Raw genomic sequence first — 26,369 nt, forward strand, 5'->3', positions numbered from 1 at the left:
ACCTCAGGCGGGACGCGCCTCGGCGTCCCGCTTCCTTGCCGGCCGGAGACCGACCAGCACGCCGAAAAGCGTCAGCCCGCCGCCGATCAGATGATAGGAATGCAGGTTCTCGCCCAGGAGCGGCACCGCCAGCACGGCGACCATGATCGGCAGCACGTTGATGAAGAGGGCGCTCGGGCCGGCCCCAAGGCCGCGTACGGCAAGGATCCAGCAATAGGGCGCGAGCAGCGAGGTCGGCAGCGCCGCGAAAAGCACCAGCGGCAGGCTCGTGGCGGTGATCGGGCTGATGTCGCTCGCCAGCCAGAGCGGCAGGAGCACAAGCGTCGCGAAACCGATCTGCCACCACAATTGCGGCCACATCGGCAGGCTGATCGTCCAGCGGCGCAGGAGGACACCATAGAAGGTGTTGGCGACGACGGCGATCAGGATCAAGCCGTCGCCGACATGGAAGCCGCCATCCGTCAGCACCGAGGGGTCGCCGCGGGTGACCAGGTAGGCGACGCCGAGAAGCGAGACAAACGCGCCGGCCACGCGCGCCCGCGTCAGCTGTTCGTTGGCGAAGATCGATCCGGCGACGGCGGTGAGCAGCGGCATCAGCGCCACCAGCACGCCCATGTTGACCGCCGTCGTGGTCTTCGCCGCCTCATAGGCGAGGCTCTGGTAGACGACCATTCCGAGCATGCCCAGCACGAAGAGTTGCGGTGCCTTGCGCAGGGCCTCCTGGCGATGGCGCCAGACCGACCGGGCGACGAAGGGGGTGAGCACGACGAAGGCGATCAGCCAACGGTAAAAGGCGATCGAGGCCGGCGCGATGACACCGGCCGACGCCTTGGTGACAATGGTGTTGCCGGCCCAGATGAGCATCGTCAGCAGGGCCAGCAGCGCCGGCGTCAGCATGGCCATTTCCGCCGATCCGGTCCCCGCCACTCTGTCAATCTGCCGTCCGTTCGCCATCGCCGCCTCGCATCGTCCTTGATGGCACACCCCTAGCAGACGTCCAATTTTCGCAATATAACGAATTTCGGACAATGCATTGCGAGGAGCCGTCATGCCGATCCGTTATGGCGATGTCGATGGGGAGCCGCCCGATCCGGTGTTCCTGCGCACCGAGCATTTCCGCGCCGGAACCGTCTTTCCGCCGCGCCGGCAGATCTGGGGCGAACTGAACTTCGCGCTGCAGGGCGTGGCCGAATTCGAGATCGCCGGAGACACCTACATGTCACCGCCGCAATATGCGGTGTGGATTCCGCCGGGCTTCGAGCACACCGGCGTCAACCGCCACGACATCCGCTATGCCTCGGCCTACATTGCCGCATCGCTCTGCGACGGCCTGCCGGCCGAGCCCTGCACGCTCGTGCTCAACCCGCTGCTCAAGGCGATCTTCGCCGATTTCGACGCGCGCGGCATTCGCCATCCGAAGACGGAGGCCGACCTCAGGCTCGCCATGGTCATCGTCGACCAGATCCGCGCGGCGCCGCGCTTCGCCCACTACCTGCCTTCGACCGACGATCCGATGATCGCGCCGGTGCTGAGGGCCCTGGAAGCGGATCCCGGCGACCGACGCTCGGCGGCGGACTGGGCGCGGACGGCGGGCACGACGGAGCGCACCTTCTCACGGCGTTGCCAGGACCGGCTCGGAATGTCGTTCAACGACTGGCGGCTGCGGCTGAAGCTGGTGACGGGGCTCGCCCTTCTGGAGGACGGCGCGAGCGTTCGGGCGGTGTCGCAACGGCTCGGCTACAACAACCCGTCGGCCTATATCGCCATGGTCCGGCGGCTGACCGGCGCCAGCCCTTCGCAGTTGAGGGGCGCCCAAGAGAAAGGCCCGCGTTGAGGGCGGGCCTTGCAGACTTCAAGACTGAAAGCGCGAGGCGCCTCAGATGCCGTCGATGGCGTGAATCCAGCCGTGGCGGTCGTTGCTCTGGCCGCGCTGGATGGACACCAGCGCATCGCGAAGCTTGTTCGTCAACGGACCGGTCTCACCACCGCCGATCTTGAACTCGCCTTCCGGGAATTTCACGGTGCCGATCGCGGCGACGACGGCCGCGGTGCCGCAGGCGAAGGCTTCCTTGAGCTTGCCGCTTGCCGCATCAGCCTTCCAGTCGTCGAAGGAATAGGGCTTCTCGTTGACGGTGATGCCTTCGTCGCGGGCGAGCTGGATCAGCGACTTGCGGGTGATGCCGGGCAGGATCGTGCCGCCGAGCGGCGGCGTGGTGATCGAACCGTCCTCCATGACGAAGAACACGTTCATGCCGCCCAGTTCCTCGACCCACTTGTGCTCGGCTGCATCTAGGAAGACAACCTGGTCGCAGCCCTTGGCATAGGCCTCGGCCTGGGCGACCAGGCTTGCCGCATAGTTGCCGCCGCACTTGGCAGCACCCGTGCCGCCCGGCGCTGCGCGCGTGTAGTGCTCGGAGACCCAGATGCTGACCGGCTTGGCGCCGCCCTTGAAATAGGGGCCGACCGGCGATGCGATGACGCAGAAGATGTATTCCTTCGACGGGCGCACACCGAGGAAGGTCTCGCTGGCGAACATGAAGGGACGCAGGTAGAGGCTCGCGCCTTCCATGGCCGGGATCCACTTCGCATCGATCTCGACCAGCTTCTCGACCGCGGCAAGGAAATCACCCTCGGGAATTTCCGGCATGGCCATGCGGCGGGCCGATTCGTTGAAGCGGCGGGCGTTTTCTTCCGGGCGGAAGAGAACGGCGCGGCCGTCGGCCGTCCGGTAGGCCTTCATGCCTTCGAAGATTTCCTGGGCGTAGTGCAGGACGCTTGCAGCGGGATCGATCGGGAAAGGCGCACGCGCCGTCACTTCGGCGGAGTGCCAGCCCTTGCCCTCGGTCCAGCGGATCACCGACATGTGGTCGGAAAACAGTGTTCCGAAGCCCAGGTTCTCGAAGGCCTTCAGGCGATCGGTTTCCGGCAGCGGGTTGGCATTGGGCTTGACGTCGAAGGGAAGTCGGGGTGTTTCGGCTTGCATTGCGTTGATCTTTCAGCTGACCTTTCAGGTGGGGCGCAAACTGCCTCTTCGGCGGGCATTTTTCAAGCCGCGAAAAGGCCGGATCGGGCAGAAGCCGCCGGTCGGCGCGCAAAATTCAAGGCGATCGGTTCGCCCGGCCATTCCCCAGCCGGCAAACACCTGAGCACGAAAGAAAAAGGGCGACCCTGGGGCCGCCCTTTCGCCATCACATGTTCGGATAGACCGGACCTTCCGCGCCCTGCGGCGGGACCCAGTTGATGTTCTGGTTCGGGTCCTTGATGTCGCAGGTCTTGCAGTGGACGCAGTTCTGCGCGTTGATCACGTAGACCTGCTCGCCGTCCTTCTCCACCCATTCATAGACGCCGGCCGGGCAGTAGCGGGTCGAGGGACCGGCGAAGACGCCGAGTTCCGAGCGCTTCTGCAGGTCCATGTCCTTGACCTTGAGGTGGACCGGCTGGTCTTCCTCGTGGTTGGTGTTGGAGAGGAAGACCGACGACAGGCGGTCGAAGGTCAGCACTCCATCCGGCTTCGGATAGGCGATTGGCTTGAAGTTGGCCGCCGGCTGGAGCGAGGCGGCATCGGTCTTGCCATGCTTCAGCGTGCCGAAGAGCGAGAAGCCGAACAGCTGGTTGGTCCACATGTCGAGACCGCCGAGCGCCACGCCGATCGCCGTGCCGAACTTCGACCACAGCGGCTTGACGTTGCGGACCCGCTTCAGGTCCGTGCCGATGTCGGTGGAGCGCCATTCGTTCTCGATCTCGACAGGCTCGTCATTGGCACGGCCGGCGGCAATCGCGGCGGCGATCTTGTCTGCGGCGAGCATGCCCGACAGCACGGCATTGTGGCTGCCCTTGATGCGCGGCACATTGACGAAGCCGGCGGAACAGCCGATCAGGGCGCCGCCCGGGAAGGAGAGCTTCGGCACCGACTGGTAGCCGCCTTCGGTGATCGCACGCGCGCCATAGGAGAGACGCTTGCCGCCCTCGAAGACCGGGGCGATCGCCGGATGAGTCTTGAAGCGCTGGAATTCCTCGAACGGGAAGAGATAGGGGTTCTTGTAGTTCAGGTGGACGACGAAGCCGACGGCAACCAGGTTGTCTTCCAGGTGATAGAGGAAGGAACCGCCGCCGGTCTTCATGTCGAGCGGCCAGCCGAAGGAGTGCTGCACGAGGCCCGGCTTGTGGTGTTCCGGCTTGACCTGCCAGAGTTCCTTGAGGCCGATGCCGAATTTCTGGGGCTCGCGATCCTTCGAGAGGTCGAACTTGGCGATCAGCTGCTTGGCGAGCGAACCGCGCACGCCCTCGCCGATCAGCACGTACTTGCCGAGCAGTTCCATGCCGCGGGTGTAGTTCGGACCCGGTTCGCCGTTCTTCTCGATGCCCATGTCGCCGGTCGCGACGCCGATGACGGCGCCTTCGTCGTTATAGAGCACTTCGGTCGCGGCAAATCCCGGATAGATCTCGACGCCCAGCGCTTCGGCATGGGTGGCGAGCCAGCGACAGACATTGCCAAGCGAGACGATGTAGTTGCCGTGATTGTTCATCAGCGGCGGCATGAAGGCATTCGGCAGGCGGATGGAGCCGGCAGGCCCGAGAAACAGGAAGTGGTCGTCCGTGACCTCGGTCTTGAACGGATGGTCGGCTTCCTCGCGCCAGTCGGGCAGCAGCTTGTCGATACCGATCGGGTCGACGACGGCGCCTGACAGGATATGCGCGCCGACTTCCGAGCCCTTTTCGAGCACGACGACCGTCAGGTCCGGATTGACCTGTTTCAGCCGGATTGCCGCCGAAAGACCCGCAGGCCCCGCGCCGACGATCACGACGTCGAATTCCATGCTCTCGCGTTCGGGCAGTTCCATCTCGCTCATTATCTTTCTCCGCTCGGCCGATCCCCGGTTCTTCGGCTTCTTCCTTGTCAAAACACAAGCGCCTTGTCGAGCCGGGATGCGACAACCAATGGCCCGAAATTATGGCTTACCAACATTCCGAAACAGAATATCTAACGCTTACGTTAACGTCAATGTAACACCCGTTAGAATTCATTCGTCTGCGCTAGCCTATCATGCGACCGTCCGCAAGCCGTCAACGGATTGTCGAAGGCCTCCCGCCGCACTAAAGATCGAGCCGACATCACGGCCGAACAGCGGGGAAGCAGATCATGGCAGGCGGCAAGACGGGCAGGTTCACACCGGACGAACTGGCAGCAAGACTTTCCGGCCTTCATCCGGACCTTGTCGTGCTCGGTCCGTCGGAACTTGCGGGGCGTCATCCCGGCGAACATCCCGACAATCTCGCCTGCGGCGTCATGGCCCAGCCGGCATCGACCGCCGCCGCCGCCGCGCTTGTTGCTTGGTGCAACGAGAATGCCGTGGCGATCGTGCCGCAGGGGGGCCTCACCGGCCTCGTCGGCGGCAATGTCAGCCACCAGGGCGAGGTGATCCTGTCCTCGGCGCGCCTCAACCGGATCGTCGCCATCCATCCGGCGGAAATGACGGTCGAAGTCGGAGCCGGTGTTCCGCTCGAGGCCCTGCAGCATGCCGCCGCCGCTCACGGGCTGACGACCGGCATCGATCTCGGCTCGCGGGGTTCGGCGACCATCGGCGGCATGGTCTCTACCAATGCCGGCGGCATTCTCGCCTTCCGCAACGGCGTCATGCGCCACCAGGTCCTCGGCATCGAGGCGGTGCTACCCTCCGGCGCCGTCTTCTCCGACATGACCCGCGTGGTGAAGGTGTCGGCCGGCCCCGACCTCAAGCAGTTGTTCATCGGCGGCGAAGGCGCCTTCGGCTTCGTCACCCACGTCGTCCTGAAACTCGAACCGCAGCGTGCCCATCGCGCGACTGCCTTTCTCGGCGTGACCGACGCAGCTTCGGCTCTCTCCGTCATCCGCCATTTCCGCAGCCTTCCGGCGATCACGCTGGAGGGTGCCGAGATGATGTGGCCGCGCTATATTCACGACGCGGCGGCGCTCAAGGGCTTCGATCTGTCCTGGCTCGAGGACGGTGCCGCGGCGCTTCTGATCGAAGTCTCGGCGGAGACCGTCGAGAAGGCTGCCTCAGCACTCGAAGAGGGACTGGAGACACTCTGGGAACCGCTCGCTCTCAAGGGCGGCGTGATTGCCCAGTCGCTCGACCAGGCTCGCAAGTTCTGGGAGATCCGCGAGGATTCCGGCTTCTACTATCCCGCAGTTCCGAATGCCCCGTCCTTCGACATCTCGGTCCCGCCGACCTATCTCGACGCCTATGTCGCAGGCCTCGAGGCACGCCTCAAGGCGATCGATCCGAGCTATGCGGCCTATGTCTACGGCCACATCGCCGACGGCAACCTGCACCTCACCCTCATCAAGCCCGGCCCCCTGCCCGAGGATGAACTCCTCGCCGTCGAGACGGCCATCTACACCGGCATCCGGGAAGCCGGCGGCTCGTTCTCGGCCGAACACGGCGTCGGCTTCGAGAAGCGCCACGCCTTCGAGGCCTTCGCCGCACCGGAAAAGCAGGCGCTGGCGCGGGTGATCAAGCAGGCGATCGACCCCAAGGGCCTGTTCAATCCCGGCAAGGTGCCGTTCTGAACCTGTATGTGGAACTGACCGTTCCGGGCCGATAATTGTCCTGTACGCGTTGGCATGCCCGATGGCCGTCTGGCAACAACAAGACATCGGAAGGATCGCCTCACGCACCTTCCTCTCGTTGCTGCTTGACACCGATAGGACCGCCAATGCTCGTCGTCCATGTTCGCTTCCGCGTTGCTGAACACGATCGCCAGAGGGCCCTCGACGCCCTGATGGCAAATGCACCCGTCACCCGTGCCATGAAGGGTTGCCTGGCCTTTGTCCCCTTTCTTGATCCGACAGACGGGCGAGGCATCGGCGTGCTGCACGAATGGCAGACCGGCGAGGACTTTGCGGCTTATGCCGTCTCGCCGGGATTTGCCGAAACGTCTGCCATCCTGCGGCCCCTGATGACCGAGCCGCCGCTCAGCCGCCGCTTTGACGCGCGACTGATCGAGACGTTAAACTGAACAAATGACACCGGATGCCTATTGTTTTCACAAGAGCTTCGAGCCTGCCGGCCCGTCCGAGTTCCGGATGGAGCGGCACTATCTGCTCTATGCGATGGAAGGCACCATGCGGCTGGAAGCGGAAGGCCGTCGCTGGACCCTGCCGCCGGCCCGCGCGGCATTGATCGCCGCGGGTCATCCGGTGAAGATAACGATCCTGTCCCGGCTGACCTCGGCCTCCGTCCTTTACGCCTCCGGCTTCGCGCCCGCTCCGCCGCAAGCGCTCTCGGTCTTCGACGTCTCCCCGCTGGCACGGGAACTGATCGCCGAATGCCGTGACTGGGGCCCCGAAAGCGGCCCGCTTGGACCCTATGCGCGAAAAATCTTCGAAGCGCTGGTGGCGGTCAGCCTGAAACTTGCGGAAACGCCGAACCCATGCGCCATGCCCACTCCGACGAGTGCGGCCCTTGCGCGGGCGCTCGCGCTCACCGAAGAGCTGGCCGATGGTGCGCCCGTCTTTGCCGAAATCGCCAAAACCACCGGCCAGTCTCCGAGAGCACTCGCCCGCCGTTTCTCGGCAGAAATGGGGATGACCTGGCGCGAGGCACTTCGGCGCATCCGCCTGATCCGTGCCGTCGAAACGCTCGCTTCGAGCGACGCACCGGTGACTGAGATCGCGCTCGGCGTCGGCTACAATTCACTGTCGGCCTTCAATGCCGCGTTTCGCGACCTGATGGGCAAGACCCCGCGCGACTATCGCGCCAGCTTTCGGGACTGACCAAGCCCAACGGGTACCATCGGCCCAGTCTGCCATCATTCCCTGACAGGCTCTGCCGGAAGATCCAGTCACGGACATCGATGATTGCATCGGAGATCCGCGAGGGTCCCGGCTGCTGCTCTTCCGCTGTCCCGAACGCCCCCTGCTTCGACATCTTCGTCACGCCGACCTACCTCGACGCCGCGATACGGAACCGATGGCCGTCGAAACGGCCCTCCATACCGACATCCGCGAAGCGGGCGTTGGCGTTGGTGATCAAGCAGGTGATCGATCCCGAGGGCATGTTCAATTCGGGCAAGGCGCCGTTCTAGCCTCCCGGGCAACGCACAAATGAAACGTGGCCTCAGGCTCCGTTTTCTTCGTTTGAACGATGTCATCGACGCAAGCAGGCTTGTCCCATCAAACGGGGAAAGGATGCGGCGATGGCGATACGCTACGGGTTCATCGGGCTGGGCAATCTCGGGCGGCATCTCGCCGGCAGCCTTGTCGCGCACGGTTTTGACGTGACGGTCAACGATCTCGACAAGCAGCAGGCGTCGGAGCTGATCGACGCCGGTGCCGCATGGGCGGACGATCCGAAAAGCGTCGCCGAGGCCGTCGATGCGGTGATCACCTGTCTGCCCTCACCCGCCGTCAGCGAACGAGTGCTGACCGGTGAGCGCGGCATCCTCACAGGGCTCAAGCCCGGCGGCACCTGGATCGAGATGAGCACGCTGGACGAGAAGGAGGTGCTGAGGCTCGGCGCCATTGCCGCGGCCCATGGCGTGCGGATGATGGAAGCACCAGTGACCGGCGGCGTGCATCTGGCGGCGACCGGGCAGATTTCGGTGATCACCGGCGGCGATGCGGATCTCTACGAACGGCATCTGCCGGCCTTCCAGGCGATGGGCAACCGGATCTTCCGCGCCGGTCCGCTCGGCAAGGCGGCGGTGATCAAGGTCATCACCAACATGCTCGCCTTCATCCATCTGGTGGCGACCGGCGAGGCCCTGATGCTGGCAAAGACCGGCGGCATCGACCTCACCGATGCCTTCAACATCATCAAGGCCTCGTCCGGCAACAGCTTCGTGCACGAGACCGAGGGCCAGGTGATCCTCAACGGCAGCTACAACATCAACTTCACCATGGATCTCGCCGTCAAGGATCTGGGCTTCGCGCTCGGTTTCGGCCGCGAGTTCGGGGTGCCGCTCGACCTTGCCTCGCACACCCTGCAGACCTTCATCCGGGCGCGCTCGGTCTATGGCGGCGATGCGTGGTCGTCGCAGGTGGTGAAGCTGCTGGAGGATACGGTCGGCACCGATCTGCGCGCACCGGGCTTTCCGGCGGAACTGTAACCGGGTGGCGGATTGCGGCTTTCCCTCGTTCGTCGATGCGGCTAGCATCGGGCACGAACCAAGCGATCCCGATGACCGACACCCTTGCCGCGCCCGCCTACCGACTGCCGCCGCTCGCTTGGCTCCGGGCCTTCGAGGCGACGGCCAGGCATTTGAGCTTCACCAGGGCGGCGTTGGAACTCAACCTCACCCAGGCCGCCGTCAGCCACCAGGTCAGGAGCCTCGAGCGTCAGCTCGGCGTCCAGCTGTTCGAGCGGCTGGCCCGCAGCCTGAAGCTGACCGAGACCGGCGCCGCATATCTGCCCCCGGTCCGGCGCTCCTTCGAGGATCTCGCTGCTGCGACCGACGGGCTGTTCGGCCCGGTGGGCACGAAGACGCTGACAATCCGCGCGCCGGCCTCCTTCGTCGTGCTGTGGCTTGCGCCGCGCCTCGGGCGATTTGCCGAAATGAGGCCCGACATCTCGATCCGCATCGCCTCGGTCGTCTGGGCGCAGACCACCTATGACGAACCGGTCGATGTCGACATCCGCTATGGCGACGGCCATTGGCCCGGCCACAAGGTGGAACCGCTGATGCCGGCCGCCGCGATCGTCGTCTGCCGCCCCGAAAACGCACCCTCCGGGGTGGATGCCGAACGGCTGGCGCATATCGCAGCAAACGGTTCGCTGATCCACGTCACCGGCTATGAGGATCTCTGGCAACGTCTCGCCGCATCCTTCGGCACCGCCCTGCCGCGCATGACGGCAGGCATCAACGTCGATACCACGATGGCGGCCCTGGAGCTTTCTGCCGCCGGCATGGGACCCGCCATCGTCGAGCAGCAGTTCGCCGAGCCCTATCTCGGCCGCGGGCTGCTGGTGCGCGCACTCGAAACCGCGCTGCCGATCCGCGAGTCACATTTTTTCGCAACACCCGAGGGCAGGCCCCGCATCTCGCCGGAAGCCAATGCCTTCAAGGCCTGGCTCAGGGCCGAGGCGGTCCGCTAGACAGGCTGATCCGGCGTCACCGTGGATAGGCGGTCACCCCGCCTTTCCTTCACCGCATCGTGGCCTGTAGACTGGCCGCAACGGCATTCGTTTCAGGGAAGGATTTTCATCATGGATCTCGGCATCAAGGGAAAGCGGGCACTGGTGCTCGCCTCGTCGCGCGGCCTCGGCCTCGGCATCGCCAAGGCACTCGCCGACGAGGGGGCGCATGTGCTGCTCTGCGGCCGCAGCGCCGCCAAGCTCAAGGCCAATGCGGAAGCGATCAACGCCGCCGGTCGCGGCAAGGCGGACTGGGTCGAGGCCGATCTTGCCGACGCCGGCTTTGTCGACACGATGCTCGCCGCCGTCCACCACAAGCTCGGCGGCATCGACATCCTGGTGAACAACACCGGCGGCCCGACGCCCGGTACCGTCGAGGAAATGACGGCGGAGAAGCTCTATAATTTCTTCCAGTCGATGGTGGTGCGCGTCATCACGCTCACCAATGCGCTGCTGCCGCTGATGCAGACGCAAGGCTTTGGCCGCATCGTGACGGTTGCCTCATCCGGCGTTTTCGAGCCGATCCCCAATCTCGCACTGTCCAACACGCTGCGCGGCTCGCTGGTCGGCTGGAGCAAGACGCTTGCGACCGAGGTCGCCTCCTATGGCGTGACCGCCAACATGCTCCTGCCCGGCAGCATCCACACCGACCGGATCGACGAACTGCAGGCCGACCGCGCCCAGCGCTCCGGCAAGCCGATCGAGGAAATCCGCGAGGGGGCACTAAAGTCGATCCCGGCCGGCCGGCTGGGCAAGGTCGAGGAGTTCGCCGCCGCGGCCGCCTTCCTCTGCTCGGCGCAGGCCGGCTATATCACCGGCACGATGGTGCGCGTCGACGGCGGCGCGGCGAAATCGATCTGATCCGATCGGCAGCCGACGATCTTCTGAAGCAAAACCCCGCGACGCGCCATGCGTGCGGGGTTTTCGCCATCTTGGCCAATGCCGGACTGGCGACGCTGAATGCCACGCCCGTCCGCTCCGTCTATAGATCCGCCAGGATCCCCGGCAAGTCGGCAATCAGCCCGTCCCGTGTCTCGAAGCTGATCGGCTCCTGATAGGGGCGGTTGGCCACGTGCAGCCGCGCGAAGACCACCTTGCGTTCTTGCCGCTCGGCCCAGCCGACGAACCAGCCGATCGGGCGATTGTCGTCGCGTGCGCCCTTCGCGTCCCGCATCCAGCCGCTACCCGTCTTGCCATGGATCACCCAGCCGCCCGCGGCCTCGAAGCGCGGGGTGATGGCCTGGGTCATTGCCTTTGCACGGTCCGAGACCGGCAGCTTTCCGTCGAGGAAGCGGCGCAGGAACTCCACCTGCTCGTCCGGCGAGATGGCAAGCGACGACATCAGCCAGGATTCGGTCAGGCCGTCCGAACCGCCGGGGCCGCCGGAAATGTCGTTGTTGCCATAGGCGAAGCGGCGGACGTAGTCGCCGAAGCGTTCGGCGCCGAGGCGGCGGGTGATTTCCTGCGAATACCAGACGATCGATTCCTTCTCCCAGCCGGTCGGATCGAAGGCCTTCTTCACCCGCTCCGGGCCGCCGAACTTCGCCTGATAGTCCCAGCGCGGTGTCGTCTCGTCCTTCAGAATGCCGGCATCATAGCCCATCATGGCCAAAGGCAGCTTGAAGGTCGACATGGGATAGACGCGCCGGTCGCAGGTTCCCTCGCGGTGGATCGCCTCTCCGCTCTGCGCGTCGAGAACGACGGTGCAGCGGATCGGATCGACCGCAAATGCGGGGCCTGCGGCAGAGAATGCGGCAAAAATGCTGATGGCGACGGCCAGCAGGTCGCGTCTTTCAAGGATCATGACATTGCTCCCTTGGTTTCGATCGGCCTGTTTTAGGCGCCATTGCGGATGCGCGACAAACGATGATAACTGGCGCGAGGCATAACTTAAATTTGGGCATGTCATGGTCCGGCCGCATCTTCCGCTGAACGCGCTGCGCGCCTTCGAGGCCGCCGCGCGCCATCTGTCCTTCACCCGGGCGGCGATCGAGCTCTGCGTCACCCAGGCGGCCGTCAGCCACCAGGTAAAGCTGCTCGAACAGCGCCTGGGCGTCACGCTTTTCCGCCGCCTGCCGCGAGGCCTCATGATCACCGAGGAGGGTCTGGCGCTGCTGCCGACGCTCAGGGACAGCTTCGATCGCATGGCCGACATGCTCGAACGCTTCGAGGGCGGGCACATGCGCGAGGTGCTGACGCTCGGCGCCGTCGGCACCTTTGCCGTGGGTTGGCTTCTCCCGCGTCTTGCCGATTTCCACGCCCGCCACCCTTTCATCGACGTGCGGCTCTCCACCAACAACAACCGCGTCGACATTGCCGCCGAGGGTCTCGACTTCGCCATCCGCTTCGGCAACGGCGCGTGGCACGACACCGAAGCGGAAGCGTTGTTCGGGGCACCGCTGTCGGCGCTCTGCGTGCCGGCGATTGCGAGGCGGCTGAAGAGCCCGGAGGATGTCGGGCGCGAGACGCTGCTGCGCTCCTATCGCACCGACGAATGGCCGGGCTGGTTCGAGGCGGCCGCCATCGCCGCCCCGCCGATCACCGGTCCGGTCTTCGATTCCTCCGTGCTGATGGTGGAGACGGCGCTGCAGGGCGCCGGGGTCGCGCTCGCACCGCCGCTGATGTTTTCCCGCCACCTCGCCTCGGGCGCTCTGGAACAGCCCTTCCCCATCTATGTCTCGAAGGGAAGCTACTGGCTGACCCGGCTCAAGTCCCGCACGCCGACGCCGGCGATGAAGCTGTTTTTCGAGTGGATCAGCGAGATGGCGGAGCAGACACGGGCCGGCGACTAGACCGCGCCGTCGATTCGCCGCACCCCTGCCTTGCTCCCGCTCGGGAAAGACCTCGCAAAGCTTTGGGCGCGAGGAGTTTTCGCCATTTTAGTCATTATGCAAGCAGAACAGGATTTCGCTGGCGTCCGGCTCAGACTCGACTATAGTGGGTGCGACAAATTGTTCCATGGGAGGAGAAACTTTGGAGCAGATTCGCCACCTCTTTACCGCCGTCGGGGTTCTGACCCTTGTCGTCGGCCTTGTCTGGGTTGCCCACGGCACCGGGACTATCCACCTTCCCTTCACCGGCTTCATGCCAAAAGACAGCGTCTGGACGATCAACGGATCGCTGGTCGTGATCTTCGGGCTCGTCACACTCGTCGGCGCCCGCCGGCTGCTGCGCGACCACGACAAGCCAGCCGCCTGATCATCCTTTCCTTGAGGGGAATGCAGTCGTCCGCATGGGCGCGGACGCCTGTTAGCATTCGCTAAAATTCTCCGGGAAATATCGACCAAAACGCAAGATCCTCCCGCTATTCTCGCTGACAATGAGAATGCGGGAAATGAACGATGCCCGATATGGTCGATGCCTCCGGACATGATATCCGGAACGAGCACGAGAGACATCGCGTGGAGCGAAGCCTGCGCGGGCGCGCGGCGCTTCAGGTATCCGCCGCCGTGCCGCGGCTTACGACGGTTTCGCAGGGCCTGATCATCGGCAGCCTGCTCGGCGCCATCGCCTCCCCGGGCGGCGCGGAAGCGCCCGCCAACGAAAATCTCGTCCAGCGCTATTACGGCGACGTCTGAGGTTTTCGCAGGCGGCGCCCGACCGCCCCGGACAAGAATTCGCTTCACGGATTGGGGCACGCGCCCTATGATCCGTCGGGAGGAACGGGAGGAAGGCAATGCTTGCAAGGGCGCGTCTGCTGCTCACGTCGGTCGGCCTGGTGCTGGCCCTTATCGGACTCGTCTGGGCAGGACAGGGGTCCGGCTTCTTTCCCTATCCGGCCTCGAGCTTCATGATCAACCAGAGCCCGTGGATCGCCTATGGCGCGCTCACCACGATCGTCGGCCTCGGCCTCGTCTGGACCGCCCAGCGTTTCCTGAGGTGATGTTGACCGCGGCAGTCGCTTCGTCCGCGGCCGGACCACGCTCCCCAAGGCCAGCCGACTTGACGTCGTAGTCAACACCTGCCCACGGACAGCGCAACAGCGAAGTCCGCCTGAGGTTTAACCTTGCCTTCCCCCGCCCCTTCATGCCATTAGGCGCGCTCTTCATTCGGGGCGCGGTCACCGCGCCTCTTTCGCGTTCGGGCCCTGCCCGGTTTCAGCAAACGACAGATCTTCGCGGGAGAGCGGCAATGGCGCATGCGCTGGGGCTTGATTTCGGCACGACCAACACCGTGCTTGCACTGTCCGACACGGGCGCCGAGACCCATTCGGTCGCCTTCACCTCCACCGCCGGCACCACCGACAGCATGCGCACCGCGCTCTCCTTCATGAAGGACGCGCAGCTCGGCGCGGGGGCGCTCAAGGTCGAGGCCGGACAGGCGGCGATCCGCGCCTTCATCGACAATCCCGGCGATTGCCGCTTCCTGCAGTCGATCAAGACCTTTGCCGCCTCGCCGCTTTTCCAGGGCACGCTGATCCATGCCCGGCGCTTCCAGTTCGAGGACCTGATGGAGGTGTTCCTGAAGCGTCTGGAGGCCTATGCCGGCGAAGGCTGGCCGGCCGACGCGCCGCGCATCGTCGCGGGACGGCCGGTGCATTTCGCCGGATCGAGCCCGGATCCGGAGCTTGCGATCCGCCGCTACAACGAGGCGCTCACCCGCTTCGGCTTTCCGGAGATCCACTATGTCTACGAGCCGGTGGCGGCCGCCTTCTACTTCGCCCAGCATCTCAAGCAGGACGCGACCGTTCTCGTCGCCGACTTCGGCGGCGGCACGACCGACTATTCGCTGATCCGCTTCGAGACGACGGGCGGCAAGCTCTCGGCCGTGCCGGTCGGGCATTCCGGCGTCGGCCTTGCCGGCGACCAGTTCGACGCCCGCATCATCGAGCACCTGGTGGCGCCCGAAATCGGCAAGGGCAGCCGGTTCAAGAGTTTCGACAAGGTGCTCGACGTACCGAGCAATTATTACACCAGCTTCTCGCGCTGGAACCAGCTGTCGGTGTTCAAGACAAGTCGCGAATATGCGGACCTCAAATCGCTGGTGCGCCAGAGCCTCGAGCCGGACAAGCTGGAGCTCTTCATCGATCTCGTCGAACACGACGAGGGCTATCCGCTCTATCAGGCGGTCTCGGCGACCAAGATGGCGCTGTCCTCCGCCGACGAGGCCGAATTCCGCTTCTCGCCGCTCGGGCGTGCCGGCGAAAAGACGGTAAAGCGCAGCGAATTCGAGGGCTGGATCGCCGACGACCTCGCCCGCATCGAGGACGCGCTCGACGACGTGCTCCAGCGCACCAACACCGAAGCCGGCACGATCGATAAGGTGTTCCTCACCGGCGGCACCTCCTTCGTGCCGGCCGTGCGCAGGATCTTCACCGAACGCTTCGACGCGAGCCGCATCGAGACCGGCGGCGAGCTGGTGTCAATCGCCCACGGCCTGGCCCTGATCGGCGAGCGCGACGACATCGCGCAATGGGTGGCGTGAGGGCACCCTCCCCTTGAGGGGGAGGGTCGGACCGAAGGTCCGGGGTGGGGTGATCCTCCTCATCGGCAACGGGTCACCCCCACCCGCGCGTTCCGCGCGACCTCCCCCCTCAAGGGGGAGGTGGAAAGGCCTCGACGCTTCCGGCCCCTCGCCCCAGCGGGGAGAGGTCCGCCGAGCGAAGCGGAGGCGGGGTGAGGGGGAAGCCGCGCGCACCAAGGCATGGCTTCGCCCCCTCCTCTGGCCCTTCGAACCACCTTCTCCCCTTGGGCAGACGAAGGAGGGCCTCGCAACGCCCCCTCTCGCAAATGAAACTGTTTGCTTCTGCCGGGCACTGCACTAGAACAGGGCCATGATCTCCGCCCGCGACATGACGCCTGCCGAACTGGCCGCGCTTCTGCATTTCCATGCCGAAGCGGGGGTGGAATGGCTGACGGAGGACGATCCGATCGACCGGGTCGCGGCCTTTGCCGAGGAGCGCGCGGCGCGCAATGTGCGGGCGCCGGCGGCTGCGGCACTCGCCCAGCCGGAGGGCGGGCAGCCCTCCGCCAGCCGCACGCGGCCGACGACGGCGCCGCCGCCCAAGCCGGTTTCGGCCTCGGCACTGCCGGCCATTCCCGACGAACACGCGATCACCGAGGCGCGCTTTGCCGCCGAAAGCGCGCGCTCGCTCGCCGAACTCAAGACGGCCGTCGAAGCCTTCGGCGGCTGCAACCTCAAGACCTCGGCGCGCTCGACGATCTTCGCCGCCGGCGACACGGCGAGCCGCATCATGGTGATCGGCCCGATGCCGAGCGCCGACGACGATCGCGAGGGGCTCGCTTTTTCGGGCCGCGCCGGCCTGCTGCTCGACCGGATGCTCGCCGCGATCGGCCTGAAGCGCGAGGCGATCCTGATCACCACCGTCATTCCCTGGCGCCCGCCGGGCGACCGGCCGCCGTCGGCGCCCGAAGCGGCGATCTGCCGCCCTTTCATCGAGCGTCAGATCGAGCTTGCCGAGCCGAAGGTGGTTCTTCTATTCGGAAACTTCACCGCGCGCTTCTTCTTCGGCGAGACCGGCACGATCCACGCGCTGCGCGGCCAGTGGCGCGAGATCGGCGGCGGCGGGCATCGCGTACCGGCGATCGCGACGCTCCATCCCCAGGAACTCCTGACGGCACCGGCCAGCAAGGCGCTCGCCTGGCGTGACCTTCAGGCCTTTGCCGCGCGGCTCGCCGACGCCTAATTGGGCAAAATTTCGGCAGATATTACGGAATCATGACGCAGCCATGCATTTTGCGCAGACCTGCCTCGCGTTCCGCCTCTTGTATGATTTATGTTGCGCTGCGATATATGGACTCATCCAAGGGAGGATCCGAGAGACAGGAAGATAGACGTCATGACCGTTCGTGCCCGCCCGATACACTGCAAGTTCGAGACCCTGCGTCTCGCCGCAGAGCGCCAGCGCAGCGGCCAGCCCTATCATCGCTTCGGCTCTGCCACCAATGAACAGCTGAGCGCCCGCGTGCTCGGCCGGCTGGGCCCGATCACCCGCCCCACCTCTCTCTTCTGCGATTTCCGCGAGGCCTGAGACCCGGGGGCTCATGCGGGTGGCGCATGCCAGCCCCGCACGCTTGTGCATTGCACAATTTCCCGACCCATGGAACTGTTACCACCGTGAAGATAACCCTGCAAAAAATGCAAAGGAGTGAGCCATGACCGCCATGTTCCACCCGCTCCGCAGCCTCAAGGCCGCCGTCAGCCAGATCGGCACGGCCGTGGATGCGTCCGAGGCTTACAGCCGTGCGCTTTCCGGAAAATACAAGCAGCCGTCGCGGGCCGAAAACGCGCTCGTCCGTCACATTCCGCTTTGATGGATTGGGCGCCGCGGCCACGTGCCCTCAAGCCCTGCCCCTGCGGTCTTCAGCCTTCCATTCCGGCTGCGGGCCGCAATTGCGTTTCAGGCTGCGGCAACAGCCGCGCGCAAGCCTTCTCATAGGCCTCGTCGACGACGGCGAACTTGATCGCCTGCCAGCCGCAATATTCGTCGAGCAGATCGGCCATGAACCACAGGTGGGTCTTCTTCACCGGATCCTGCCACTGCAGGCTCTTCTCTTCCACCGCACGGCGCAGCAGCCGCTGCAGATGCGTGCGCGACATCATGAAATGTTCGGCCATAGCACGGGCGTCGACGCGGCCGATGTCGTATCGGTCGACGGACGGATCCGTCGCCTTGATGCGACGCACGAGTTCGTCCATCACGAGTCCTCCCGCCTCCGTCCAGAGGAACATCGCGACCCGCGGTGGCGGCTCGCGCCAGCCTTCGTGTTCGAACGAGCGCCGCGCGACGTGGGGCTGTATCAGGCGGAAGAGCTCCGGATGGGCCATCAGGGTCGGTGCACGTGTCCCGCCGTCGAGGCGGTCCAGCACGGCGAGGTTGGCAACCGTCCAGCGCATCATCGCATTGTAGCTGATTTCCGTCGCCTCGAAACGGCGCGGACGGCGGCTCGGATCCCCCGCGACGCGGATGAAGCGATAGGTGAGCAACTGGTCGAGGAAGTTCAAGACCGTGTTGCGGCTCGCGGCATTGACGGAGGTGATGACTTCGCGCAGGCGCGTGGTCGTCAAACCGCTTCCAGGAACAGCCGGATCATATTCGAGGTGCAGCGCGAAGGCAGACTGGCTGAGCAGCCAGCGCTGGTGGGACGCAAGCAGGCGCGCCAGGCGCGGATTGCTGTCATATTCACCCTGAAGCTCGACCGAATAGTCCCTCAACGCCTCGCGAAAGGCGCAGCTCCCGCGCAGCTCTTCAGCAGTGAGGGCCATGGTCCGCCCTCCCTGCGGGCAACGCCGCTTGCCGCCGAACAGAGACCGGAAACCGTGGTGCCACGGCAAGGCGATGCGTGATCCGCGATGCTCGGCAGCCCTGATGTCTGTCGTATTCGCTCTTCATGCAATCTTCATCGCCTGTTTGGATCTTCCATCGCTGTGCCGACATCAACCGGCCGGGCGACCGAACGTCCATCCTTCCCTTCGTTTCCTTCTTTATCACTTTGACGCAACAAAAGAAAAGGGATCGGTTGTCACGCCGATCAAAGTTTGCGGCACTGCATGTCGCAATCGACAGCTTACCCCGAATTGATTAAGGGCATGCTTCAATTCACATCCCGGAAGGTTCTCCGATGCTGGCCAGCCTCGCTTCGATCGCCACTCTCATGCTGTCCACCCTTCTGATGATGATGGGCTTCGGACTGATGAACTTCATGGTGCCGATCCGCTCGATTGCCGAGGGCTGGTCGACCTTCACCATCTCGATCATCGCCACCGCCTATACCTTCGGTTTCACGATTTCCTGCATCATCACCCCGCTCTTCGTGCGCCGCGTGGGACATGTCCGGGTGTTCGCCGCGCTTTTGACGCTGCTCACCGTCTCGATCCTGCTCTGCGCGCTGGTGGTCGACTGGCGCGCCTGGATGCTGTTCCGCGGCATTGCCGGCTTTGCCATCGCCGGCGCCTATCTGGTGATCGAGAGCTGGCTCAACGAACGCGTGACCAACGAGAACCGCGGGGCGCTCTTCTCCGTCTACATGATCACCAGCCTTTCCGGCTCGATCGGCGGCCAGTATCTCGTGCCGCTCGGCGATCCCAACCAGGCCGGGCTCTTCATCCTCTGCGCCCTGATCTTCTGCTTCGCGCTGCTTCCGACCACGCTTTCGACGGCGCAGTCCCCGGCTCCCATCGCGGCGGCGAAGTTCGATCTCTCCCGCCTCTACCGACGCTCTCCCGTCGCCTTCTTCGGTTCGCTGCTGTCCGGCGCGCTTTCCGGCACCTGGGGCAGCCTCGGCGGCGTCTATTCGCAGAATGTCGGCATGACGACGGCCCAGGGTGCCACGCTGCTGGCGGCCTTCCTCGCCGGCGGCGCCATCGCGCAGATGCCGATCGGCCGGCTTTCCGATTTCATCGACCGCCGTCTCGTCATGGTCGGCTCCGGCGTGTTCGGGGTGGTGTCATGCCTGGCGATGTTGGTCTTCGGCGGCAGCCCGGTCGCGCTCTATATCGCCGGCTTCTTCGTCGGCACCGTGCTCTATCCGGTTTATGCGCTGAATGTCGCCCATGCCAACGACATGGCCGAACCGGACGAGTTCGTCACCATATCCAGCGCCATCATGATCCTTTACGGCCTCGGCACCGTCACCGGACCGCTGATGGCCGGCACGCTGATGCAGGCCTTCGGGCCGAATGGCCTCATCTGGTTCATCGCGACGGCCTTTGCCCTTTATGCCGGCTATGCGGGCTGGCGCATGCTGCGCCGTCCTCCGAGCGAGGGACCGGCCGAAAAGACCGGATTCCATTCGATGCCGCTGCCGATGCAGGGGACAGATGCGGCGGGCTCGCCGTTGAGCGACGCAGCGTCAGAACCTGCCGCCCCCGCCGACCGGCGCGACTAACCGCCAGCCGCCCGTCACCCCTGCGGGGTCGAGGCCTTGCGTGCCGCCCGACGCTCGAGGCCGAGCTGGTGTTCGCGATAGATGATGAAGATGCCGGCCCCGACGACGATCGCCGCCCCGACCATCGTCGTCAGCGGCGGCACCTCGCCGAACAGGATATAGGCGATCACCGAGCCCAGGATGATCGAGGTGTATTCGAAGGGCGCAACGGTCGAGACATCGGCATGGCGGTAGCTCTCGGTCAGGAGGATCTGGCCGAGGCCGCCGAAGAAACCGGCCAGCGCCATGAGGCCGAGAGAGGGCCAGCTCAACACCTGCCAACCGAAGAACCAGGTGGTCGCCGACAGCACCGAGGCGGTCAGAGAAAAATAGAGGACGATGGTCGCGGTCTTCTCCTCGCGCACCAGCTGGCGCACCTGCAGCATGGCGGCAGCCCCGAGCGCCGCCGAACAGAGGATGGCGACCGCGCCGGTCGCCGCAGCCGAACCGAGCCCCTGTTCCTCGAACAGGGTCAGCTTCGGCCAGGAGATGATCAGCACGCCGATCAGGCCGACGAAGACAGCCGTCCAGCGATAGGCGCGCACGGTTTCCCGCAGGAAGACAGCCGCGAAGACAACGGCCAGGAGCGGCATCGCATAGCCGATGGCGATCGCGTCCGGCAGCGGCAACAGCACCAGTCCGTAGAAGCCGACCACCATCGACGCCACACCGATCAGGCCACGCTTCACATGGCCGAGTGGGTTGTTCGTCTGGAAGGCGGCGCGAAGGTCGCCGCGCACGGCGAGATAGATCAGGATCGGCACGATGGCGAAGGCCGAGCGGTAGAAAGTGATCTGCCCGGACGGCATGCCGGCACCGGCGAGCTTGATCGAGCTCTGCATGCCGACGAAGACAGCAACGGACATGATCTTCATGACAATGCCGCGGAGCGGATTGGAGGCGGGATCTGCCATCGGGGGGCTCGTGACTGGCGAGATGAGACGGGATCGACGGAGCAGTCCGCCATGGAACGGGCAGTCGCCTGCAGACGCGAACGACAGAATCCCGTGTCCGAAGACTGGCACTTCGCGCAGGAGGAGACAAGGGCGCAGTCGATCGCCGGCAAGTGACTCAAGTTTAGGCAAACTGCCCTGAGAAAGGCACGAGAGTCCCTGAGAATCATGGGTTCCGGTGAGTTCGCTTCATCCATGGTTAACCAATCGCGAAGATCATATTTCCATTGATTGCGCCTCTTTCAGCCGCATCGCCCGCCGGGATATCGCGAACGATGCGGCATTCATCCGTTTTGATGGTGATTTCCAATGAGCGACCCGTTGTCGAAACAGAACACCGCCCCGCCGAAGGTCGCGACCCCGCGGTCCATGCGTCTCGTCACCGAGGGCATTGGCATCGATCTCGCACGCTTCAGCGCCGACAATACCCATGTGGTGCGGCAGATCCGGCTGCTGGCGATCAACGCGCTCATCGAGGCGGCCCGTGCCGGCGAAGCGGGCAAGGGTTTTGCGGTGGTCGCCAACGAGGTGCAGCGGCTGGCGCAGGAAGCGGCCGACATCACCGACCGTTTCCAGGAAAACGTGCTCGGCCGCGTGGACCTCGGTCGGTCCATGGCCGATGCCCTGGTCAGCGAGATGGAGGGCGCGCGCCTCACAGACCTTGCCCAGACGCTGGTGCAGTTCATCGTCCGCAATCTCTTCGAGCGCACCGCAGACGTCCGCTGGTGGGCGACCGACCCGGCGCTCTGGCAGGCGCTCGGCGATCCGTCGCCGGAGCGCTTCGCCTATGCCGCCGAACGGCTCGGCGTCATCAACCGCTTCTACACGGTCTATCTCGACCTCGTGATGACGGATGTCGACGGTCGGGTCGTGGCCTCGGCCAATCCGCGCTACCAGCGCGGCCTGAAGGACCGCAAGCTTGCCGCCGAACCGTGGTTCGTCGCAGCGCGCCAGTGCGGCAGCGGCGACGACTACATCGTCGACGAGGTGAAGCCCAGCGTCGCTCACGAGAACCGGGACACCCTCGTATACGCGACCGGCATTCGCGAGGGCGGCCGGTCCGACGGGCGCCTGATCGGCACTCTCGGCGTCTATTTCGACTGGCAGGCCCAGGGGCAGGCCATCGTGGAGAAGGAGGCCAACCTGCCGCCGCAGGTGGCCGACCGGACCGAAGTCCTGCTGCTCGACGGCGCCCTGAAGGTGATTGCGTCCAGCAACCCGGCGCGACGCTACACCCACTTCGCGCTCGCCAATCCAGAAAAAGTCATGCGCGGCAGCTACTATGACAACAGCGGGTCGATCGTCGCCTTTGCCCGGACCCTGGGCTACGAGGACTATGACGGTCTGGGCTGGTACGGTGTCATCGTCCAGCAGACCGAGAGCGACGAGGCGATCCGCGCCACGCTCGGGCTCAAGTAGCATTCGCTTGAATAATATTGCCGGATCGGAAGCGTTCTATTCGAGACGACTTCGGTTCCTTTTACCATGCCCGCGGTTCAAGTCGCGCTGCGTGAGAAAACTGCGGATGATCTGCCCAAATTTGTTCGTGTTTTAACAATCGTTCAGAAATTGATGCAATCATCTTGAATGATTAGGCCGTGATGCCGGGGCGACAGGACCGTCCCCCGCGGATTGCTGCCTCACCTAATTGGCGATCAGGACATATCATGCGAACAGATACGGGCCGGACCATTCATCTGGCAGACTACCGACCTACCGACTTTGTCCTGGAACGCGTAGACCTTACATTCGAACTTGACCCGACAGAAACCAAGGTCGAGGCACGCCTGATCTTCCATCGCCGCGAAGGCGCCGATTTGAACGCGCCGCTGGTGCTCGACGGCGACGAACTCAACATGACCGGCCTGCTGTTCGACCAGATCGAAATGGCACCGGAGCGTTATACCGAGACGGCAGACAGCCTGACGATCCGCGACCTGCCGGAATCGGTCCCGTTCGAGATCACGGTCACGACGCTGATCAATCCCGAGGCCAACACCCAGCTGATGGGCCTCTACCGGTCGAACGGCATCTACTGCACGCAGTGCGAGGCCGAGGGCTTCCGCCGCATCACCTTCTTCCCCGACCGGCCTGACGTGCTGGCCGTCTATACGGTCAACATCATCGCCGACAAGGACGCCAACCCGCTGCTGCTGTCGAACGGCAACTTCCTCGGCGGCGCAGGTTACGGCCCCGGCAAGCACTTCGCTGCCTGGTTCGACCCGCATCCGAAGCCGTCCTACCTCTTTGCCCTCGTCGCCGGCGATCTCGGCGTGGTCGAAGATACCTTCGTCACCATGTCGGAGCGCGAAGTCGCGCTGAAGATCTATGTCGAGCACGGCAAGGAAGCCCGCGCGGCCTATGCCATGGATGCGCTGAAGCGTTCGATGAAGTGGGACGAGGAAGTCTTCGGCCGCGAATACGATCTCGACATCTTCATGATCGTCGCCGTGTCCGACTTCAACATGGGCGCGATGGAGAACAAGGGTCTCAACATCTTCAACGACAAGTACGTGCTTGCCGATCCGGAGACCGCGACCGACCAGGACTATGCCAATATCGAGGCGATCATTGCGCATGAGTATTTCCACAACTGGACCGGCAACCGCATTACCTGCCGCGACTGGTTCCAGCTGTGCCTGAAGGAAGGCCTAACCGTCTATCGCGACCACGAGTTTTCCGCCGACCAGCGTTCGCGCGCCGTCAAGCGCATCGCCGAGGTCCGCCATCTGCGTTCGGAACAGTTCCCCGAGGATGCCGGCCCGCTCGCCCATCCGGTGCGCCCGACGAAGTTCCGTGAGATCAACAACTTCTACACGACGACCGTCTACGAGAAGGGCTCCGAAGTCACCCGGATGATCGCGACCATTCTCGGCCGCGACGGATTCAAGAAGGGCATGGACCTCTATTTCGAGCGCCATGACGGGGAAGCCGCGACCGTCGAGGACTTCGTCAAGAGCTTCGAGGATGCCAACGGCCGAGACCTCACGCAGTTCTCGCTCTGGTACCATCAGGCCGGCACGCCGCAGATCACTGTTTCGTCGACCTATGACGCGGGCGCCAAGACACTCAGCCTGTCGCTCGAGCAGATGGTCCCGGCAACGCCCGGCCAGACCGCCAAGGAACCGATGCACATTCCGCTCAAGTTCGCGCTGATCGGCGAGAACGGTTCGGAAGCCTCGCCCGCAGCCGTCAGCGGCGGAGAGGTGACCGGCGACGTGCTGCACCTCACGGAGCGCAGTCAGACCTTTGTCTTCACCGGAATCGGCGCGCGTCCGGTCGTCTCGCTCAATCGCAGCTTCTCTGCTCCGGTCACTCTGCATTTCGCCCAGAGCAAGGAAGACCTCGCCCACATCGCCCGCCATGACAGCGACCTGTTCGCCCGCTGGCAGGCCATCACCGATCTCGCCCTGCCGAACCTGATGGCGGCAGCCAAGGCCGCAGCCGCCGGCAAGGCAATCGAATGCGACGCCGGGCTTAGCGACGCGCTGCTCGCGATCGCTGCGGACGAGACGCTCGAGGCCGCCTTCCGCGCCCAGGCGCTGGCGCTGCCGAGCGAATCCGATATTGCCCGCGAACTCGGCTCGAACAACGATCCGGACGCCATCTACAAGGGCCGGCAGGCTATCCTGTCCGCCATCGCCACCGCGGGCGCGGACACGTTCCGCTCGCTCTATGACAGCCTTGCCTCAGGCGGATCGTTCACCCCGGACGCAGCAAGCGCCGGTCGCCGGGCCCTGCGCAACGCCGCCCTCGGCTTCCTCGCGCTCAGCGACAAGAGCCCTGCGGGTGCGGCGCAAGCCTTTGCCAAGGCCGACAACATGACCGACCTCGCCCAGGCGCTGACGGTGCTTGCCCATCGCTTCCCCGAGGCTCCGGAAACCCATGCGGCGCTCGCCGCCTTCGAGAGCCGCTTCGCCTCGAATGCGCTGGTGCTCGACAAATGGTTCGCGATCCAGGCGACGATCCCGGGCGAAGGCTCGCTCGAGCGCGTCATGCGGCTCATGCAGAACCCGCATTTCGCCGCCTCGAACCCGAACCGGGTCCGCTCGCTGATCGGCACCTTCGCCTTCGCCAACGCGACGGGCTTCAACCGTCCGGACGGCAAGGCCTATCATTTCTTCGCCGAAGAAATTCTCGCGATCGACAAGCGCAATCCGCAACTCGCCGCCCGCCTTCTGACCGCGCTGCGCTCCTGGCGTCTGCTTGAGCCCGTCCGTGCCGAACAGGCACGCGAGGCGCTGATGACGATCGAGCGAGCCGCCCCGCAGCTCTCCTCCGACGTCGCCGACATCGTCGAGCGCATCCTGAAGGGCTGAGAGGTTCCTATCTGGCGCGGGCCAACCCCGCGCCAGCCCAGGCCTTACTCGTCGGGGCCTTATTCGTCGGGATTGTCGATGTACCACTGGGCGTCGAGTTCGGCGCTGTTCAGCACATCCTCGTAGCAGAGCGTCATCTCGCGGTCGTCCGGGCTCCAGAAGGCGTTGGCGACACCGCATTCGGTTGCCGTCAGCTTGATCCCGTCCTTCAGCTTGTAGGTGCCGGAAAAGGCGGCCTCCACCAGTTCCAACACCTCCAGGTCCATGATCTTCTTGCGGAAATAGGCGAGCTGCGGATTCTTCGTTTCCTCGTACTTTATGACGAAATTCGTCTTGTCGTTCTTGCCGGCCTCGTAGGGTTCGAGCAGCTTGCTCCAACTGGTCAGCAGGCTTTCGTATTCGGACGGGCACTCCTCGGCGCGATAGTCGGGAAACTCGAGCGAATCGGCGAAGTCCTTGAAGCGCTTTTCGTTCTTTCCGAGCATCAGGCAGACCGTGCTGTAGGCGCGCTGCTCGTCGAGGCCGTGGCTGTCCCAGAAAGCGAGTTCGTCGTCCTCTGCCGCCTGGCCCGCCGAGAGGAACCAGACATTGGCGAAGTCCTCGACGGCGGTATTGAAGTTCTCGTCCTCCGCCTCGAGCAGAAGGAGGACTGCGAGGCCGTCGACGGCGTCCTCTTCCTTGCCGAGCACCGGCAGGGAAAACTCGGAGACCAGCATGTGGCCGGCCTCGTGGAACACGGTAGCAATCGCGTTGTGAAGGGCGAACTGATCGGCTTCCTCGACCTGCTCCTCCGACAGCTCGTCATAGAGGCTCGGCGGCGCCGGCTCGGCAGCTTTCGACGGCCCGGCCACCATCAGGCCAAGCATCATCATCAACGCGGCGGCTCCCGCCCGAACCGGCGTCCCGCGCATGGGCATTACAGACATTAGTACATTCCCCCTGGACCACGTCACCCGCTATGGAAATCCCGTCTTCGATAAGCGAGAGGCGGCCATCTTTTCAATCAGATTCAAGCCTTTGGCGAAGTTCGTACAAAAAAAGCCGATTCGGAAGAATGGGTTAAGATTTTGTTCACCACCCCCATCTGGACAAGGC

26 protein-coding genes are annotated in these 26,369 nt (G+C 64.6%); 19 read left to right on the forward strand and 7 right to left on the reverse strand.

The features are described from left to right. Positions 1–3 precede the first annotated feature (3 nt). A complete protein-coding gene (locus HHL25_RS09325) occupies positions 4–903 on the reverse strand; it encodes a DMT family transporter (RefSeq protein WP_169589356.1) in 900 nt (299 codons plus the stop codon). Positions 904–1,048: 145 nt separating this feature from the next. On the opposite strand from HHL25_RS09325, the gene HHL25_RS09330 reads away from it, so the two are divergent. Beyond that, positions 1,049–1,834 (forward strand): AraC family transcriptional regulator, encoded by a 786-nt coding sequence (locus HHL25_RS09330; RefSeq protein WP_169589358.1) that lies wholly within the window; start codon positions 1,049–1,051, stop codon positions 1,832–1,834. A 42-nt stretch (positions 1,835–1,876) separates the two neighbouring features. Here HHL25_RS09330 and HHL25_RS09335 read toward each other — a convergent pair whose 3' ends face one another. Both HHL25_RS09335 and HHL25_RS09340 read right to left on the reverse strand, forming a co-directional pair. Then, positions 1,877–2,983 carry a branched-chain amino acid aminotransferase gene (locus HHL25_RS09335; RefSeq protein WP_169589360.1) on the reverse strand — a complete coding sequence of 369 codons (1,107 nt, stop codon included), beginning with the start codon at positions 2,981–2,983 and terminating at the stop codon, positions 1,877–1,879. Positions 2,984–3,188: 205 nt separating this feature from the next. Beyond that, a complete protein-coding gene (locus tag HHL25_RS09340) occupies positions 3,189–4,850 on the reverse strand; it encodes an electron transfer flavoprotein-ubiquinone oxidoreductase (RefSeq protein WP_169589362.1) in 1,662 nt (553 codons plus the stop codon). A 290-nt stretch (positions 4,851–5,140) separates the two neighbouring features. Here HHL25_RS09340 and HHL25_RS09345 point away from each other — a divergent pair, with 290 nt between their 5' ends. From HHL25_RS09345 to HHL25_RS09375, 7 genes are all read left to right on the forward strand, one after another. Continuing rightward, entirely contained in the window at positions 5,141–6,550 is a 1,410-nt protein-coding gene (locus HHL25_RS09345; protein WP_169589364.1) for an FAD-binding oxidoreductase, read from the forward strand. 146 nt (positions 6,551–6,696) lie between these two features. Next, on the forward strand, positions 6,697–6,999 hold the full coding sequence (locus HHL25_RS09350; RefSeq protein WP_169589366.1) for a putative quinol monooxygenase: 303 nt from the start codon (positions 6,697–6,699) through the stop codon (positions 6,997–6,999). 4 nt (positions 7,000–7,003) lie between these two features. After that, entirely contained in the window at positions 7,004–7,756 is a 753-nt protein-coding gene (locus tag HHL25_RS09355) for an AraC family transcriptional regulator (protein WP_169589368.1), read from the forward strand. Between the two features lie 80 nt (positions 7,757–7,836). Next, a complete protein-coding gene (locus tag HHL25_RS09360; RefSeq protein ID WP_169589370.1) occupies positions 7,837–8,067 on the forward strand; it encodes a hypothetical protein in 231 nt (76 codons plus the stop codon). A gap of 111 nt (positions 8,068–8,178) precedes the next feature. Next, complete coding sequence (locus HHL25_RS09365; RefSeq protein ID WP_205927742.1) at positions 8,179–9,090, forward strand: NAD(P)-dependent oxidoreductase; 912 nt, start codon at positions 8,179–8,181, stop codon at positions 9,088–9,090. A 71-nt stretch (positions 9,091–9,161) separates the two neighbouring features. Continuing rightward, positions 9,162–10,076 (forward strand): LysR substrate-binding domain-containing protein, encoded by a 915-nt coding sequence (locus HHL25_RS09370; RefSeq protein WP_169589372.1) that lies wholly within the window; start codon positions 9,162–9,164, stop codon positions 10,074–10,076. 111 nt (positions 10,077–10,187) lie between these two features. Next, entirely contained in the window at positions 10,188–10,976 is a 789-nt protein-coding gene (locus HHL25_RS09375; RefSeq protein ID WP_169589373.1) for an SDR family oxidoreductase, read from the forward strand. 121 nt (positions 10,977–11,097) lie between these two features. On the opposite strand, the gene blaOXA is transcribed toward HHL25_RS09375, so the two are convergent. Next, positions 11,098–11,919: a class D beta-lactamase gene (gene blaOXA / locus HHL25_RS09380; protein WP_169589375.1), complete on the reverse strand. Its 822-nt coding sequence runs from the start codon at positions 11,917–11,919 to the stop codon at positions 11,098–11,100. 103 nt (positions 11,920–12,022) lie between these two features. Between blaOXA and HHL25_RS09385 the strand changes: the two genes are divergently transcribed. The 8 genes from HHL25_RS09385 (at position 12,023) to HHL25_RS09420 (ending at position 17,389) form a co-directional block, all read left to right on the forward strand. Further along, entirely contained in the window at positions 12,023–12,907 is an 885-nt protein-coding gene (locus HHL25_RS09385; protein ID WP_169589377.1) for a LysR family transcriptional regulator, read from the forward strand. Positions 12,908–13,088: 181 nt separating this feature from the next. After that, positions 13,089–13,313 carry a hypothetical protein gene (locus HHL25_RS09390; protein ID WP_169589378.1) on the forward strand — a complete coding sequence of 75 codons (225 nt, stop codon included), beginning with the start codon at positions 13,089–13,091 and terminating at the stop codon, positions 13,311–13,313. Between the two features lie 143 nt (positions 13,314–13,456). Further along, positions 13,457–13,693: a hypothetical protein gene (locus HHL25_RS09395; RefSeq protein ID WP_169589380.1), complete on the forward strand. Its 237-nt coding sequence runs from the start codon at positions 13,457–13,459 to the stop codon at positions 13,691–13,693. A gap of 98 nt (positions 13,694–13,791) precedes the next feature. Continuing rightward, positions 13,792–13,998 (forward strand): hypothetical protein, encoded by a 207-nt coding sequence (locus HHL25_RS09400; protein ID WP_169589382.1) that lies wholly within the window; start codon positions 13,792–13,794, stop codon positions 13,996–13,998. Positions 13,999–14,246: 248 nt separating this feature from the next. Continuing rightward, on the forward strand, positions 14,247–15,539 hold the full coding sequence (locus HHL25_RS09405; protein WP_169589384.1) for an Hsp70 family protein: 1,293 nt from the start codon (positions 14,247–14,249) through the stop codon (positions 15,537–15,539). 349 nt (positions 15,540–15,888) lie between these two features. Continuing rightward, the gene (locus HHL25_RS09410; protein ID WP_169589386.1) at positions 15,889–16,761 is read left to right on the forward strand and encodes a uracil-DNA glycosylase; all 873 of its coding nucleotides are present in this window, start codon (positions 15,889–15,891) and stop codon (positions 16,759–16,761) included. Positions 16,762–16,914: 153 nt separating this feature from the next. Continuing rightward, complete coding sequence (locus HHL25_RS09415; RefSeq protein ID WP_169589388.1) at positions 16,915–17,106, forward strand: hypothetical protein; 192 nt, start codon at positions 16,915–16,917, stop codon at positions 17,104–17,106. Between the two features lie 124 nt (positions 17,107–17,230). Further along, positions 17,231–17,389 (forward strand): hypothetical protein, encoded by a 159-nt coding sequence (locus HHL25_RS09420; protein ID WP_169589390.1) that lies wholly within the window; start codon positions 17,231–17,233, stop codon positions 17,387–17,389. Between the two features lie 49 nt (positions 17,390–17,438). Here HHL25_RS09420 and HHL25_RS09425 read toward each other — a convergent pair whose 3' ends face one another. Beyond that, complete coding sequence (locus tag HHL25_RS09425) at positions 17,439–18,341, reverse strand: hypothetical protein (protein WP_169589392.1); 903 nt, start codon at positions 18,339–18,341, stop codon at positions 17,439–17,441. A 356-nt stretch (positions 18,342–18,697) separates the two neighbouring features. Here HHL25_RS09425 and HHL25_RS09430 point away from each other — a divergent pair, with 356 nt between their 5' ends. Continuing rightward, a complete protein-coding gene (locus HHL25_RS09430) occupies positions 18,698–19,963 on the forward strand; it encodes an MFS transporter (RefSeq protein ID WP_169589394.1) in 1,266 nt (421 codons plus the stop codon). Positions 19,964–19,977: 14 nt separating this feature from the next. Here the strand turns inward: HHL25_RS09430 and HHL25_RS09435 are convergent, their stop codons facing one another. Then, positions 19,978–20,916, reverse strand: coding sequence for a DMT family transporter (locus HHL25_RS09435; RefSeq protein WP_169589396.1), 939 nt, complete (start codon positions 20,914–20,916; stop codon positions 19,978–19,980). Between the two features lie 348 nt (positions 20,917–21,264). Between HHL25_RS09435 and HHL25_RS23625 the strand changes: the two genes are divergently transcribed. Further along, a complete protein-coding gene (locus tag HHL25_RS23625; protein ID WP_169589398.1) occupies positions 21,265–22,374 on the forward strand; it encodes a methyl-accepting chemotaxis protein in 1,110 nt (369 codons plus the stop codon). Positions 22,375–22,622: 248 nt separating this feature from the next. Beyond that, positions 22,623–25,274, forward strand: coding sequence for an aminopeptidase N (gene pepN / locus HHL25_RS09445; RefSeq protein ID WP_169589400.1), 2,652 nt, complete (start codon positions 22,623–22,625; stop codon positions 25,272–25,274). 59 nt (positions 25,275–25,333) lie between these two features. Here pepN and HHL25_RS09450 read toward each other — a convergent pair whose 3' ends face one another. After that, the gene (locus tag HHL25_RS09450) at positions 25,334–26,200 is read right to left on the reverse strand and encodes a DUF4344 domain-containing metallopeptidase (protein ID WP_169589402.1); all 867 of its coding nucleotides are present in this window, start codon (positions 26,198–26,200) and stop codon (positions 25,334–25,336) included. Positions 26,201–26,369 lie beyond the last annotated feature (169 nt).

The organism is Rhizobium terricola, from assembly GCF_012927355.1.
Classification (GTDB): domain Bacteria; phylum Pseudomonadota; class Alphaproteobacteria; order Rhizobiales; family Rhizobiaceae; genus Allorhizobium; species Allorhizobium terricola.